19 protein-coding genes are annotated in these 14,695 nt (G+C 34.7%); 7 read left to right on the top strand and 12 right to left on the bottom strand.

The features are described from left to right. The first annotated feature begins 32 nt into the window (after window positions 1–32). The 3 genes from AR685_RS11040 to AR685_RS11030 all read left to right on the top strand — a co-directional run bounded on the left by AR685_RS11040 (window position 33) and on the right by AR685_RS11030 (window position 1,548). Window positions 33–605, top strand: a complete 573-nt coding sequence (locus AR685_RS11040) for a Crp/Fnr family transcriptional regulator (RefSeq protein ID WP_059124601.1) — start codon at window positions 33–35, stop codon at window positions 603–605. Between the two features lie 63 nt (window positions 606–668). After that, window positions 669–1,100 (top strand): DoxX family protein, encoded by a 432-nt coding sequence (locus AR685_RS11035; protein ID WP_059124600.1) that lies wholly within the window; start codon window positions 669–671, stop codon window positions 1,098–1,100. A 4-nt stretch (window positions 1,101–1,104) separates the two neighbouring features. Next, window positions 1,105–1,548 (top strand): carboxymuconolactone decarboxylase family protein, encoded by a 444-nt coding sequence (locus AR685_RS11030; RefSeq protein WP_059124599.1) that lies wholly within the window; start codon window positions 1,105–1,107, stop codon window positions 1,546–1,548. A gap of 61 nt (window positions 1,549–1,609) precedes the next feature. Here AR685_RS11030 and AR685_RS11025 read toward each other — a convergent pair whose 3' ends face one another. The 5 genes from AR685_RS11025 to AR685_RS11005 form a co-directional block, all read right to left on the bottom strand. After that, window positions 1,610–2,113 carry a PPC domain-containing DNA-binding protein gene (locus AR685_RS11025; protein WP_047446529.1) on the bottom strand — a complete coding sequence of 168 codons (504 nt, stop codon included), beginning with the start codon at window positions 2,111–2,113 and terminating at the stop codon, window positions 1,610–1,612. Between the two features lie 61 nt (window positions 2,114–2,174). Then, complete coding sequence (locus tag AR685_RS11020; RefSeq protein WP_082002147.1) at window positions 2,175–2,927, bottom strand: type 1 glutamine amidotransferase domain-containing protein; 753 nt, start codon at window positions 2,925–2,927, stop codon at window positions 2,175–2,177. A 2-nt stretch (window positions 2,928–2,929) separates the two neighbouring features. Beyond that, a complete protein-coding gene (locus AR685_RS11015) occupies window positions 2,930–3,217 on the bottom strand; it encodes a putative quinol monooxygenase (protein WP_047446527.1) in 288 nt (95 codons plus the stop codon). Next, a complete protein-coding gene (locus AR685_RS11010) occupies window positions 3,217–3,831 on the bottom strand; it encodes an NAD(P)H-dependent oxidoreductase (RefSeq protein ID WP_059124598.1) in 615 nt (204 codons plus the stop codon). Before AR685_RS11010 ends, AR685_RS11015 begins: the two co-directional genes overlap by 1 nt. Window positions 3,832–3,984: 153 nt before the next feature. Next, complete coding sequence (locus AR685_RS11005; protein ID WP_059124597.1) at window positions 3,985–4,773, bottom strand: alpha/beta hydrolase; 789 nt, start codon at window positions 4,771–4,773, stop codon at window positions 3,985–3,987. A 335-nt stretch (window positions 4,774–5,108) separates the two neighbouring features. On the opposite strand from AR685_RS11005, the gene AR685_RS11000 reads away from it, so the two are divergent. Together AR685_RS11000 and AR685_RS10995 are read left to right on the top strand one after the other, a co-directional pair. Continuing rightward, window positions 5,109–6,014: a LysR family transcriptional regulator gene (locus AR685_RS11000; protein ID WP_059124596.1), complete on the top strand. Its 906-nt coding sequence runs from the start codon at window positions 5,109–5,111 to the stop codon at window positions 6,012–6,014. Window positions 6,015–6,048: 34 nt separating this feature from the next. Beyond that, a complete protein-coding gene (locus tag AR685_RS10995; RefSeq protein ID WP_059124595.1) occupies window positions 6,049–6,924 on the top strand; it encodes an aldo/keto reductase in 876 nt (291 codons plus the stop codon). A gap of 73 nt (window positions 6,925–6,997) precedes the next feature. Here AR685_RS10995 and AR685_RS10990 read toward each other — a convergent pair whose 3' ends face one another. The 7 genes from AR685_RS10990 to AR685_RS10960 all read right to left on the bottom strand — a co-directional run bounded on the left by AR685_RS10990 (window position 6,998) and on the right by AR685_RS10960 (window position 13,424). After that, entirely contained in the window at window positions 6,998–8,335 is a 1,338-nt protein-coding gene (locus AR685_RS10990; protein ID WP_059124594.1) for a UDP-N-acetylmuramate--L-alanine ligase, read from the bottom strand. A gap of 2 nt (window positions 8,336–8,337) precedes the next feature. Then, window positions 8,338–8,778 carry a hypothetical protein gene (locus AR685_RS10985; protein ID WP_047446515.1) on the bottom strand — a complete coding sequence of 147 codons (441 nt, stop codon included), beginning with the start codon at window positions 8,776–8,778 and terminating at the stop codon, window positions 8,338–8,340. 19 nt (window positions 8,779–8,797) lie between these two features. Next, on the bottom strand, window positions 8,798–9,598 hold the full coding sequence (locus AR685_RS10980) for a lysophospholipid acyltransferase family protein (RefSeq protein ID WP_047446513.1): 801 nt from the start codon (window positions 9,596–9,598) through the stop codon (window positions 8,798–8,800). A gap of 28 nt (window positions 9,599–9,626) precedes the next feature. After that, entirely contained in the window at window positions 9,627–10,256 is a 630-nt protein-coding gene (locus tag AR685_RS10975) for an NUDIX hydrolase (RefSeq protein ID WP_059124593.1), read from the bottom strand. A 196-nt stretch (window positions 10,257–10,452) separates the two neighbouring features. After that, a complete protein-coding gene (locus tag AR685_RS10970) occupies window positions 10,453–12,012 on the bottom strand; it encodes an Rne/Rng family ribonuclease (protein WP_047446509.1) in 1,560 nt (519 codons plus the stop codon). A gap of 312 nt (window positions 12,013–12,324) precedes the next feature. Next, entirely contained in the window at window positions 12,325–12,615 is a 291-nt protein-coding gene (locus tag AR685_RS10965; protein ID WP_034674127.1) for an HU family DNA-binding protein, read from the bottom strand. Between the two features lie 137 nt (window positions 12,616–12,752). After that, entirely contained in the window at window positions 12,753–13,424 is a 672-nt protein-coding gene (locus AR685_RS10960; protein WP_047446506.1) for a response regulator transcription factor, read from the bottom strand. A gap of 178 nt (window positions 13,425–13,602) precedes the next feature. Here AR685_RS10960 and tssO (AR685_RS10955) point away from each other — a divergent pair, with 178 nt between their 5' ends. Together tssO (AR685_RS10955) and tssO (AR685_RS10950) are read left to right on the top strand one after the other, a co-directional pair. Continuing rightward, window positions 13,603–14,139: a type VI secretion system TssO gene (tssO, locus tag AR685_RS10955; RefSeq protein ID WP_047446504.1), complete on the top strand. Its 537-nt coding sequence runs from the start codon at window positions 13,603–13,605 to the stop codon at window positions 14,137–14,139. 21 nt (window positions 14,140–14,160) lie between these two features. Then, a complete protein-coding gene (gene tssO, locus AR685_RS10950) occupies window positions 14,161–14,679 on the top strand; it encodes a type VI secretion system TssO (protein WP_047446502.1) in 519 nt (172 codons plus the stop codon). Window positions 14,680–14,695: the final 16 nt, after the last annotated feature.

Below are 14,695 nucleotides of genomic sequence, written 5' to 3'. Positions count from 1 at the left end.
ATAAAGTTAAGTTTGAGTATTCAATTTCAAAAATGGAAACTTTTAAAGCGCATTTAGATAAATTTATTACTGTAAGTGAAGAAGAATTTGCTTCGATATCTTCTTTCTTTAAAGTTTTGGAAGTGAAGAAGAAGGAGAATTTAATGTCAGAAGGTGATCTTAGTCAATTTAAATATTTTGTTTTGAAAGGTTGCCTGAGAAAGTTCTTCATCAATGAAAAAGGGGTGGAGCAAACAACCGAATTTGCCATAGAAAACTGGTGGCTGGCAGACAACTTTGCATTCGAACAGCGGGAAAAATCTAAATTTAATATTCAGGCAGTTGAAAAAGCGACGGTGATGATGATTGATTTTCATTCACAGGAGCTTTTGCTTGAAAAACATCCGGTGATGGAACGTTACTTCAGAATGATTTATCAACGTGCTTATTCTGCAACAGAAAAACGGATCCGATATCTTTATGAAATGAGCAAAGAAGAATATTACATCCATTTCAGTACGCTTTATCCTTGGTTTATCCAGAGAATTCCACAATATTTATTGGCTTCATTTTTAGGTTTCACTCCGGAATATTTAAGTGAAATCAGGGCAAAATTACGTTCTTAAACCAGTTTAAGATTTTTGCTGTTTCTATGTCGCAACTTTGTCATGTAATAAAAAGCCAATTGCATGACAGACCAAAAAGTTTTATTTCCACAATTATTTTTAAGATTCGCAATCGCAGTGACGATGCTATCAGCGGTCGCAGACCGATTTGGTTTTTGGGGAGAAAATTCCGCGTGGGGACACTGGGAGAATTTTGAAAAATACACAAAGCAGTTAACTTTTTTTCTTCCAGAAATTCTAAGCACATTTTCAGCTTATGTCGCTACTTTTTTAGAGGTTATTTTTCCATTAATGCTGATTTTCGGTTTCAAAACCAGGATTGCAGCATACGGAACGGGATTTTTATTGCTGATTTTTGCCTTATCGATGACTATTGCATTAGGAGTAAAGGCTCCTCTGGATTATTCGGTTTGGGTGGGAAGTACAGCGGCTTTTTTACTGGCAACACAAGAAGAATATTTTTTTTCAATAGATACATTAACTAAAAAATCATAATAGTATGAGCGCAAGATTCAACATGGCAACGGCGCACGCTGCCGCTTACAAAGCAGGAATAGGAATGGAGGCTGCCCTTCAAAACAGTTTTTTAACTCCGATTCAGAAAGAATTAATTAAAATCAGAGCTTCTCAGATTAATGCATGTGCATTCTGTCTGGATATGCATACCAAAGATGCCTTGAAATACGGTGAAACCCCACAGAGAATTTTTCTTTTGAATGCATGGAGAGATGCAAAAGAATTGTTCACAGAAGAAGAACAGGTTATTTTGATGGTTGCGGAAGAAATTACCTTAATCAGTCAAAAAGGACTTTCTGAAGAAACCTACCAAAAAGCGAAAGCACTTTTTAATGAAACGCAGATTGCAGATATTATTATGGCTGCCGTTTCTATTAATATGTGGAACAGAATTGCCATCAGTACCCATTTACCGATAGGAAAGTAATTTAAATTTGCCTTAAACAAAAGTAGCTTCCATATCTGAGAAGCTATTTTTGTTTAAATAATTATTGTTGACAATTCAGTTGAAGCACGTTGGCATTCAAAGGTTGTTCTATCTTTCTTTCTAATTTTTTATCATTTACGGTTAAGTAGATTTCCATAGAACCTGTTCCGACATGAAGGGAAAGTAGATGTCCGCCGTATGCGTTGAATTTTTCATCCGTGGCAACTCCATGAATGTGTATTGAAGGATCTTTTTCATTCCATGCAATAGATCCGGTGAGACTTCCCATTTCTACTTTTTTAAACGTTTTGGGATTAAATTTTTTAGTTTGAAAATCGTAAAATCCAAAAGTTACTTCTCTTGCAAAGCCAATTCCCGTAAAGCTCGCTGAAGGAATATTCTGTGTCTTCGCAAGATTCTCAATCTGAGCCAGGACATCATCATTTTCACGAAGCACCATCAGGAAACCTGTAGGAGTTTTTGTGTATCTGCAAATTTCTTTTTCCTGTGCTGAAAAATTACAAATCAGAAATATTGTGAATAGAAAAGTTGGAAATAGTTTCATGTGTTGATATTTAATTAATGCAATGAAATATTTAAACCAATTTGAATTAAAAGATATGAAGTTATTTTTTTAACGCACTCAAAATCGCCTCACCTACGCCTTTTGCAGATTGTGGATTTTGTCCTGTGATCACTCTTTGGTCTGTCACTACATGATTTTGCCAAAGTCCTGATTTCTCAAATTTCGCACCTCTTTCCTTCAATTTTTCTTCTAAAAGGAAAGGAACTACTTTAGTTAATTTCACCTCAGATTCTTCTTCATTGGTAAAGGCATTGATTTTTTTTCCGTCAACTAAATATTTACCGCTGTATAATTTAATATTCACCAAACCAGCAGGTCCGTGGCAGACTCCGGCTACAATACCTCCGTTTTCATAGATTGTAGCAGCAATTTTTGCTAATTCTGTATTATCTGCAAAATCCCACATTGCGCCGTGACCTCCTGCATAAAATATTGTAGAATAATCATTTGGATTTACTTGGGAAGGTTTTAAAGAATGATCAATTTTGGTTTTGTATTCTTTGTTTTCCCAGAATTCTTTGTTGACAGGATCTTTCAAATCGAATCCGTCGACAGGAGGAGTTCCACCTTTTGGACTTACAAAATCAATTTCAAAACCGGATTTGTGAAGGACTTCCCATGGATGCGAGACCTCACCGAGATAGTATCCTGTGTTTTCTCCTGTATCACCTTTTTTGTCGTGGCTTGTTATCACGAAAAGAATTTTCTTCTTCAGATTCTTTGATTTTTTGGTTTGAGAATTAACAAATCCTATCGTAAAAACGGCAAGAATTAATACTGCTAATTTTTTCATGTTTAAATAATTTCCGTTAAATAAATCTGGGGTTTTTCCTGCAGTTTTTCATCAGCCAAATCTCCAAAAGCTTTTATGTAAGGTTGATCGTTATGCTGTTTCAAACCTTCTTTACTTTTCCAGATTTCATAGAAAATGAAATGATTTTTATTTTCAATTCCCTGGTGAAGTGTGTACAGTTCGTTAGCCTCTTCTTTTAAAGTTTCTGCTACCATATTCTGAAGAACTTCCAAAACTTCGGTTCTGTGTTCTTCTTTTGCTTTGATAATTGCTGTGAGATAGATTTTCATTAGACTAATTGTTGTTTTAATTCTTTCTCAAAAACAGTGGTAACGTGTTCTCTGTATAATTTCATGTCGCAATCAATATTTGCATTTTTTTCTACATCATGAAAGTGAAAACTTTCCATTTTTTCTAAAGAAACGAAGGCATTCATTCTGTGAAAACCAAATAACGGTCCGTTGTCAACACTTGTTTCACTGAAAAACTCTCCGGGAAGTGTGAAAGCTGTTTCTGGGGCATTCCAACTTGTGGTGACCATATATTTTCTTCCACCCAGCATTCCGCCAGTTCCGTAATTAATCTGCGGGTTATCTGCTTTTCTGCCGTCGCTCATGTAAATTCCTTTGGCGTGGCCGGCTGTAAAAACTTCATCAATATATTTTTTAAAACCATTCGGCAATTGAAACCACCAGATTGGGGTATGATAGATAATAAAATCTGCCCAAATGAATTTGTCAACCTCTGCATTTTTATCGTACCCTTCGCTGATATTCGAAACTTTCACTTCTACGTTTTCAAATTTTTTTAAGGCTTCCAAAGTGTTTTCTGCAATTGTCTGATTGTATTTTCCTCCGGAATGACCGAAATTTTGTCCACCATTAATAATCAATACTTTTTTCATTTTTTTAAATGTTTAAATTTTATAATGCAAAGTTATAATGGGATTTTGTATTATAAAAATTATATAAATTATAGTTCGGTATCATAATGATGATAAATAAAAGCTACTTCGCATTATGCGAAGTAGCTTTTATTTACCTGTCGAAATTTTAAATTATTTAACTTCCTTCGAAGCTCTGATGATCACTTCGGCAACCTCTTGCGGATGAGAAATAAATACGGCATGACTTCCCTTAATCTCTGTGATTTTAGCGTTTCCTTTTGTATACATTTTACGTTGAATACTTGGAAGAATTGCCTCATCCTGTGTAGCTACTATTCCGTATGAAGGTTTTGTTTTCCATGGTGCTTTGGTTACTTTTGCGGCTAATGCTGCTACTGCAAATCGACCTTGTGAAGCGTACATGAAATCTGCCTGTTCCTTCGGTATATCGGCAGCAAATCCTTCATGAAATTTTTTCTTGTCATAATATAATATTCCTTTATCATCAGCGGGTAGAATCCCATTTTTAGGAGATCCTGGTTCTGTCATCGCCCAATCCAATGCAGATTCACCTGCGTCTAACTGAAATGCCGCGAGATATACCAACGCTGCAACTTTAGGATGGTCGCCGGCTTCTGTAATAACACTTCCACCATAAGAATGCCCTACAAGAATTGCTGGACCGTCTTGTCTATCCAGAGCTGCTTTGGTAGCATCCACGTCATCTTGCAATGAGCTTAATGGGTTTTGTACCACGGTCACATGATAACCTTTTTTGCTCAAAATGTCGTAAACTCCTCGATAACCTGATCCGTCTACAAAAGCGCCATGTACTAAAACTACATTTTTAATCGTTTTTGTACTTTGAGCAGATAATGTAGAAAATCCGCTTAGTAACATGAAAGAAATTGTGAAAAGGATAAGTGATCCTAGCGATTTGAAAGTTGATGTTTTTTTCATTGTTTTAATAATTTAAGTTGATTAATATTTTAATATTTTTTTTTTTTGCTCTTATCAGAATTGTGGTTTATTTCATGTTACCATTCTTATCTGACATTTGCTATTTTAGAATTATTTACAGGACAAAGGTATAGGAGTTGGTGGCCTGAAAAAATAGGTAAAAGTAGATATTTATTGTACTTTTTTCTTTTGATGGTCTTTTTTTTAAATGCGGTACATTACTTTTCTCTTTTAGTTTTCACTAAATAATCTCTTCTTAAATACGTATCGTAAAAAATATAATATCACTAAAATAATTATTATGTAATTTTGTATCAGAATTTTGATATTCATATATGGTTAATTTAGAATGGTACCGCACTTTCAAAGCGATTTATAAAACCGGGACTTTAACCGGAGCGGCAGATTCTCTGTTTATTTCGCAACCCGGAGTGAGCCTTCATTTAGGCTCGTTGGAAGCGTATGTTGGGTATAAGTTATTTGACAGAACAGGACGGAAAATGATCCCGACTGAGAGGGGGAAAATTTTGTTCAATGCAGTTTCTGAAGCTTTGTCTAAACTGGAAGATGTAGAAAAAAACTTTCAGAAATCGACTGAAAAGACCACTCCGACGATCAGTGTTGGAATGTGTTTTGAAACTTTTCAAACCACTTTGGAGCAATATGTGTCAACCTTAGATTTCAATTTAATTATTGATTTCGGTGAATATCCTGAAATGATCGATCAGCTCGATAAAGGAATTTTAGATTTAATTATTACTCCCAAAAAAGGAACTTCTCCTAACATTTTACACGAAGCGTTTTCTTCTGAACAAATTGTTTTAGTGGGCGGAAAAAATGTTGATACAAATAGTTTTAAAGACGTTTTAAAAACCAAAAATTTTAAGGAAATCGAAGATTGGCTGAAACAGGAAAAATGGTACGGAACCACCGGAGATATGGAACATCTTTTTCAGTTTTGGCTGTTGAATTTCGGGCATAAACCAAATTTCAGACCCAATTATATTGTTCCAAACCTCAATTCCATTATCCGTTGTCTGAAAGGCGGTACAGGTTTGGCTGTAGTTCCTGATTTTCTATGTAAAAATGAAATTGAAAACGGTGATGTAAAACTGATTTGGGAAGGTGAAGAAAAATTAGAAAATACTTTGTACTTTGGGTGTAGAAAACAGACAATGTATCAGAATGAAATTGATCATATTAAAAGTCTTTTCAGGCAGATTATGGGAAAAGTTAATTAGAATTACAATAAATATATTTTAAAAAAAAGCAGTTATGCAACAAAAAACATACGCAGGACAACCTGTAATTACATTAAATAACGGAGTTGAAATACCATCTTTAGGTTTTGGAGTCTGGCAAATGGAAGATATGCAGGAATGTGAAAAGGCTGTAATAAAAGCCATCGAAGTAGGTTACAGGATGATTGATACAGCGGCGATTTACCAAAATGAAACGGCTGTTGGTAATGCTATAAAGAATAGTGGAGTGGCCAGAGAAGATTTGTTTGTTACTTCAAAATTATGGGTCCAGGATACATCTTATGAGAGGGCAAAATCTGCATTTGAAAGAACGCTCGATAGACTGCAATTAGATTATCTGGATATGTATCTTATCCACTGGCCATATTCTGATTTTGTCGGAGCTTGGAAAGCGATGGAGGAGCTGTACCACGAAGGAAAAATAAAAGCGATTGGTGTTTGTAATTTCACAGTTGAAAAATTAGAGGAATTAAAAGCAAATTCTACAGTTCTTCCAGTGATCAATCAGATTGAATTGCACCCGATTTTCCAGCAGAAAGAACTTCAGGTTTACAATAGAGAAAATAATATCGTAACCCAACCCTGGAGCCCACTTGGGAATGGAAATGCAGAACTTTTAGAAAATGAAAGTTTAGAAAAGATTGCTCAAAAATATAGTAAAACAGTTGCTCAGGTCATTCTAAGATGGCATCTGCAGGAAGGTTTCTGTGTAATTCCTAAGTCGGTGACGCCTTCAAGAATTGAAGAGAATTTCAATGTTTTTGATTTTGAATTATCTGAAGATGAAATGAATGTTATCCGTTCTTTAGACACCGGGAAAAGATTGTTCTTTGACCCGAAAGATCCGTCTTGGGAAGAAAAAATGTTGAATGCTGTGGCGGATATTTAAAATTGAAATGTTCTAAGTTAAAAAAAAGCTGTATTCATGATGAGTACAGCTTTTTCTATATGTTATGATGATTTTATTTCGTCAAATCCAATCCACCAAAATTACCAGAACTCATCATCATATAAACGCCCTGAGTTTTATCTAATAAATCCCAATACGCATGAAGTTCTTCTGCATTAGTAAAGACTTTAAGATTTTCATTTTTAAATTTTTCTTTGATTAAATCAGGAGAAATAGGATCCATTCTTTTGATTTTTAAAGCATCTTCAGAATAGAAAACAATCGCTTCATCCAGGCCATCCATTGCATTATCATATTGTTCTAAAAAAACAGGATTCAAACTTGAATAGGTGTGTAATTCAAGAAAACCGTATTTTTTTTCATTTTTAAATTGCTCACAGAATGCTTTCACAACTGCTTTTACCTTGCTTGGTGCATGTGCGAAGTCTTTATAGAGAATTCCCTTGTCTTGCCTTTCAACTTTCTCAAGACGTTTAGAAGCGCCTTTAAAACTCATGATGGCATCATAAAAATCTTCATCCATGATCCCTAAAGTATGACAGATATGCCTCGCTCCTTCAAGATTTAACAAATTATGTGCTCCAAAAACAGAAAGAGGAATATCTCCCATTTCAGTTTTTAAATGAACTTTTCCACCAACGATTTCGTAGTCAGGCGTTTTGTAAGGTATTTTTCTGAAATAATTTTCAGCATTTTCAACCACTTTTACTACTTCATGATCTTCTTCATTATATACCAAAACTCCTCCCGGAGTAATACTTGCAACGAATTTTCTGAACTGCTCAATGTAATCATCAAATGTTTTGAAAACATTGATATGATCCCATGCAATTCCGCTCATTAAAGCGATATTGGGCTGATAGAGTAAAAATTTTGAGCGAAGGTCGATAGGAGATGAAAGGTATTCGTCACCTTCCAATACCATAAAATCATTATCTTTTGTCAGTTTTACCATACAGTCGAAACCTTCAAGTTGAGCTCCAACCATGTAGTCAACATCTTTCTGATGAAAATTCAACACGTGAAGAATTATTGATGTGATGGTAGTTTTACCGTGTGATCCTGCGATGACGACACGGGTTTTGGTTTTTGACTGTTCGTATAAAAACTCAGGGTAAGAATATATTTTTAAACCTAAGTCTTTCGCTTTTGCCAATTCGGGATTGTCTTGATGAGCGTGCATCCCAAGAATTACTGCATCAATATCTGAGGTTATTTTTTCGGAAAACCAGCCCAAATCTTTGGGAAGTATTCCTTTTTTCTCAAGTCTTGATTTAGAAGGTTCAAAAATGGCATCATCTGAGCCTGAAACTTCATATCCTTTATCTTTTAACGCAATAGCAAGGTTGTGCATGGCGCTTCCGCCGATGGCGATGAAATGGGTTTTCAAATTTATTGAGTGTTTTTTACGTTTTTACTGATAATGTCCTGAAAAGCATTCACAATCTCGTCCCAGTTTTTCTTAGACTGAGGCAAGATCATACTTGCATCTGTTTTATTGGCACTGTTTTCACCATTTTTTACATTGATGGAAACTGCAATACGGTCATATATCTTTTTATGATCTTCTACAATATGTCTGAAGTTGTTCTGAGTCAAAATTTGATTGAGATTCTGAATTTCTTCATTGCTGAGTTTAAAAGTTGTTTTGAATTTCTTTTGCTGACCTTCAAAAGAATATTGTACATCGTTGCCTTTAATTAAAAGGTTTTCATAGATAGGCGCATATCCACCACTTTTAGAATAACTGATATCAAAATCTGAATAAGCTTTCTGGCTGTTGCATGAAACAGTAATCATGATTAATAATAATATCACTATTAATTTTTTCATAATGACTTTTTTTTAATTTTTATGGGTTAGATTGTTCAGATTTTTTTGCTTTGATCTCTTCATCATACGTATGAAGTACATTAAAATCTTCGGTTTGTTCAATCGCAGTCATGATTTTGAGAAGAATCTGCTGGGCATTTTCGTGGTCGTAATCAATGTCTAATGGTTTTTTAAATTCCATGGTAGGCTTTACTCCCGTTACTTTTACACGAAGTCCTTTTTTATCAAACGCTCTTCTGAACCCGTTTATTTTAATTGGAATAACAATAGGTCTTTGATTTTTAATCAATTTGGCAGTTCCTTTTCTTCCTTGTGCAAACGCTGCAGTGGTTCCTTGAGGAAAAGTGGCTACCCAACCGTTGTCTAAAGCTTTCATGATATTATCAATTTCGCTTAAATCGACCATTCGGTTGACGTTTTTACCTTCGGCTCTCCAGGTTCTCTTTACTGTTACAGCGCCTGCGATTTTAAAAATTTTTGGAAGAATCCCTTTATTCATGGTTTCTTCAGCAGCAACATAATAAAAATCTACTCTTGGGTTAAGAAGATAAATTGGATTTTTGATTGTATTTAAATAGCCGTTATTCACTGCGCAAAATGCGTGATACATCGCTGCGACATCGGCAAAATAAGTCTGGTGGTTTGATACAAAAAGTACATTAGAATCAGGGAGATCTACCAAATGTTCTGTTCCGGTAATTTTCAGCTTGTTAAAGCCATTAAACCTCCTGTAAGAAACGATTCCCAGAATAAAAATGATAAACCTTTTTAAAAAATAAGGAGTGCCGAACGAATCGGTGAATATGTTCTTCTTCGCCATTTTTTACTTAAACATAATATCTGCAAAGTTACATTTTTTTAATCAACTGGCTGAATTCGCTGAGTATCATTGCTGTTGCGCCCCAAATGATATATCCATTGAAATTAATCACGGGAACTTCTTTTCCTCCTGCACCGGGTAATGCCATAATTTCAGGGGAATCGGGAAGGTTCAGGAATGATGTGATGGGGAATTCTATAACTTCCACAGCTTCAGTTTCCTGAAGGATAAACTCAGGATTTCTTTTTGAGTAAGAAATGTACGGGTAAACATAAAAATTACTTGGCGGAATATAGATTGGTGACATCTCACGGATGATTCTCACATAAGGTTTTTCCAAGCCTATTTCTTCCGAAGTCTCACGAACTGCAGTTTCGGCAAAATCACGGTCAAATTCTTCACGTTTTCCGCCTGGTAGAGATATTTGTCCACTATGTCTGTCGCGCTCATTTTCTGTACGCTGGATGAGTGGAAAATACCATTCGTTGTCTCTTAAGTACAAAACGATATTAACGGCAGCAAATTTTGGTTTTTTTTCTAAAATCTCTTCGTGCGTGAAAACTGCGCGGTATGGTGGGGAAAAAACTCCGTGGGCATTCGCACCCCCGAGTTGGGATTTTTTGATTTTTTGAAGTAAATCTTTTCCAAAACTTTCCATATCTCAAAATTACTAATATATCTTAGAAAAAGGAATAGTTGTGGATGTTAATTATGCATAATTTTTCAAATAAATTTTGAAGATAATTAAATGGGATCTGGAACTTTGAATATGCTGTTAAATGAAAAACTAGGTAAGCGTTCTGTGGTCAATAGAAAAAACCTTCAGAATTTCTGAAGGTTTTAATGTCTTGTCTTTAGTTAGAATATCCGCTTAATTCTTCTTTTTTCGAATTGTAGATTTTGTATTCTAAGTATTTAAAAGAATCCCTTGGGATAATGGTGACCCATTTTTTGTATTTCAAAAACCATTTCATTTGTATGCTTTTGATTCCTTTTGTAAGAAAAGCTTCAACGAAAGGATGTACATGCAGATATAGTTTTCCTTTATCTTTTTGCATGATGGTTCTTATGGTGTCTTCCATTTTTTCAACAATGACGATAGGAGCTACAATTTCTCCGTCTTTGTTTGGGTTTTCTTCTTTGGTGTCAATTTGTTTTTCCGGACGGTTTCTTTGTCTGGTAATCTGTATCAGTCCAAATTTACTTGGAGGCAGAATCTTATGGCGCGCTTTATCACGGCTCATTTCTGTTTTCAGATGTTCAAACAAATCTCTTCTGTGATCAGGGTTGGTCATGTCGATAAAATCTACGACAATGATACCGCCCATATCTCTGAGACGTAGCTGTCTTGCTATTTCTGTAGCTGCCATTTTGTTCACGTTGAGACCGTGTTCTTTGGTGGCAGAATTTCCGGCTGTAATATTATTTCCGGAGTTGACGTCAATTACGTGTAGTGCTTCTGTGTGTTCTATCACAAGGTAAGCACCTTTTGAACTTGGAATATTTACGTGTTTACCGAAACTTTGTTTAAGTTGCTTTTCAACGTTATAATATTCGAGGAGAGGGATATGAGAGTCATAGAATTGAACGATATTTTTTCGTTCAGGAGCGATAACTTCCACATAATTTTTCATTTCTTCAACCATCTGTTCGTCGTCACAAAATACATTGACGAAGTCCTGATTGAAGTTATCTCTTAAAATAGACGAAGCTTTGTCATCTTCACTCAATACTTTAGAAGGGACTTTATTTTTCTGAATATTCTTAAAAGTATTTTCCCATTTCTGAATCAACTGATTCATATCGTTGTGCAGATCAGCCACTTTTTTTCCTTCGGCAACTGTTCTGATGATCACACCAAAACCTTCAGGCTTAATACTGTCGATCAAAGTTCTAAGTCTCACTTTTTCTTCGGAACTTCCGATTTTTTTTGAGATAGAAACTTTGTTATCAAATGGTATTAAAACCAAAAAACGTCCCGTAAGAGAAATCTGTGTAGAGATTCTCGGTCCTTTTGTAGAAATTGGCTCTTTGGTAATTTGTAAAAGTACGACATCATCTTTTGCGATGATTTTGTCTACCGTTCCGTTTTTATCAATTTCGGGTTGTATTTCGAAATTTTTCAAACTTGAGGTATTTTGTTTCTTAGAAACCGTGTCTTTTAAAAATTTTTTATAAGTAAGATACTGGGGGCCAAGGTCTTGGTAATGCAAAAATGCATCTTTGTCGTATCCGATGTTTACAAATGCGGCATTAAGATTGGGAGCCAGTTTTTTTACTTTTCCTATGAACAAATCTCCGACTACAAAATCATTTTTGTCTTCTTCCTCATGAAGTTCACATAATCTTCCGTCTTCCAGCAAGGCAATCTTTGTAAGCTCATCTTCATGCGAAACTATTAGTTCTTTCTTCATTTTTGTTATAAGATAATTTTTTATAGACTAAAGATACGGAGAGATTTTGAAAATTTTAATAATTAAAAAAATCTAAACGATCTGAAATCATATGGTAACAAACAAAAATATAGTCGGTGGTTATTAAAAAATTAAAAACACCAACTATATTATTATATTACAAAATCTCTAGTTGAGATTATTTTTTCTTATGTCTGTTCGCTCTTCTTCTTTTCTTTCTTTTGTGTGTTGCAACCTTGTGTCTTTTTCTTTTCTTTCCGCTTGGCATAATGTTAAATTTTTGTGTAACTAGTTAATATTCAATTGTTATTCTTATTTTACTGCAACTTTTGTTTTTACTTTCTCAACAAAAGATTTTGATGGTTTGAAAGCAGGAATGTTATGTGCAGGGATTTCGATTGCAGTGTTCTTAGAAATGTTTCTTCCCGTTTTGGCTGCTCTAGTTTTAACGATGAAAGATCCAAAACCTCTTAAGTAAACATTGTCTCCATTATACATAGAAGTTCTGATCTCCTGCATAAAAGCTTCTACAACTTTCTGTGTTTCATTCTTTTCTGTTCCCAATTTATTTGAGATGGTGTTTACCAATTCTGCCTTTGTCATTTCCTTTTTTAATTTTAAATTTTAGGTGTGCAAATTTAGTTAAAAAAATTGAATAGAAGCAAATTAGTACAGAAAATATTTGCGTTAAACGACTGAGAATTTTGTATTTAGTCTAGTTTGATCACATATTAAACCCTTTACATACTCGAATTGTAGTATCCGTTTTCTACACAGAAGCGGATGAGATGCAGTTTTGTTTTCAAACCAAGCTTTTCTGTGAGTCTGTTGATATACGTGTCAATGGTTCTGGTGCTGAGATTGAGTTTTTCTCCTATCTCTTTGTTACTGAAGCCTTCATAGCAGAATTTCATCAGTTGAATTTCCGTGGGAGAAAGCTCCTCCTGGCTTTGCTTCTGTCTGTTCATATAGTCCTGAACGGCTAAAGGTTGTTGTTTCCAGCTTTCAGAATAGGCTTGGTAATCAAAATCCTGAGACGTAATCTGACCTTTGATAATATCTTTGATAATATTGCTGTTTTTCTGGCAATAATATATATTCGGAATTTTTTCTAGAATATCGGCCATATCCTCCTGATACGTTCCGGAATAGGTGATGATCGGGGTTTCTTCATTGTTTTTGCGAATAAACTTGATCGCTTCAAGGCCACTAAGTACGGGCATGAATAGCTCAACGATAAAGACATCTTCCTGTTTTCTATAGATTCTGTTGATGAGTTCATGACCGTTATTGCAATCGTTGAGGAGCATATTGAAAGGATTTTCCAGCAGCGTCTTGATCATTATTTTTTTAAAATAAAAATCGCTGTCGGCTATCGAAAAACGAACCGTATTGGCTAATATTTTAGTCATTTTATTTTTGTGATTTGGTAGAGGTAAAATAAAATTTTGTTCACTAAAGTATGAAAATCTTTCGGATTTCAAAATTAAACTTAATATTAAAAAATTGTAAATAGATTACGAAGCCTGCATTTAATTTTGTAAATAAATAATTTTTTTCTATTTTCACATTCCAAACCAAATCACAATTATGTCTACAAATAGAGATAAAAAATTGAATAAATCGGATGTCCGTATAGGTATCTGGAAATTTATTTTGTCATTCGTTGTCTTATCACTTATTTCTTTCAGTTCTGTATTTTTCTTTTTTAAAAGTTACCATACCCAACACATGGGCATGAAAGAAGAAGTTCGTCAATATGAACTGCTTATCAATCGTTCAAAAGCGATGAAAATTATGGTAGACAGCATTCATTATCATATTGCATCATTAGATATTAACGTTGTCAACAACGACATTCAATTGCGAGGTCAAATTAGTGATGAAATTGACGAAGCGCGACGATTCATTGGGGCTGACAGTGCAAATGACTTTAAGCAATACTCTTCATTGCTCAACAACATCAACCCGATGTTGAACCTAAAAACACAAATTATTGACGTTTCCACTAAAAAAGAGTTTGCGCGCAATGAGCTGATACGTTGTAGTGAAAAAGTAGCTTCTGTCAACAAGGAACTCATGAAAGATCCATCCAGAAATTACTCCGGAGGAAGAAGACGTAGATAAAAAAATAATAAACATCAAATCATGCAGGGACAAATTACACTCTCAAAAAAAGAGAAACGCTTTCAGTTTATCTATCTTATTTTCATGTTAGTTGCTTCAATGATCTTTTTAGGAATTATTTTCCTGAATAGATTTGATTCACCATTTTCTGAATCAGACATTGTCTCACTCGATCGATTGGAAGAAAAGGCGAAGTTTGATGCTGAGCAGAAAAAAATTCAAAAAGTCGTAGATACTACGTTTTCGCAAATTTCCCGGTTAAAATCAGACATTCCGGATGTCATGGTTGCTCATGATATCGAGAGAAATACAGATTACATTCGAGGTACAAAAAAGAGATTTAGCACAGACGACAGTCGAGTTGATGCCTATCCACAAATTGCTAAATTTTTTGAAATGTATTTTAACGATAAGAGAACCGTAACAAACATTTCGCTAGACACAAAAAATTTTCAGGCAAGAACCCAGGAGTGTATTGTAGGATATAAAAATAAGGAACAACGCCTATTTGACAGGGATAACGCCATGAGGTCAAAATAACTAAAACACAAATATT

The sequence above is a fragment of the Chryseobacterium sp. JAH genome (assembly GCF_001507335.1).
Classification (GTDB): domain Bacteria; phylum Bacteroidota; class Bacteroidia; order Flavobacteriales; family Weeksellaceae; genus Chryseobacterium.
Note: the sequence above shows the minus strand (reverse complement) of the source record. Positions and strands in the feature narration are given on the sequence as shown.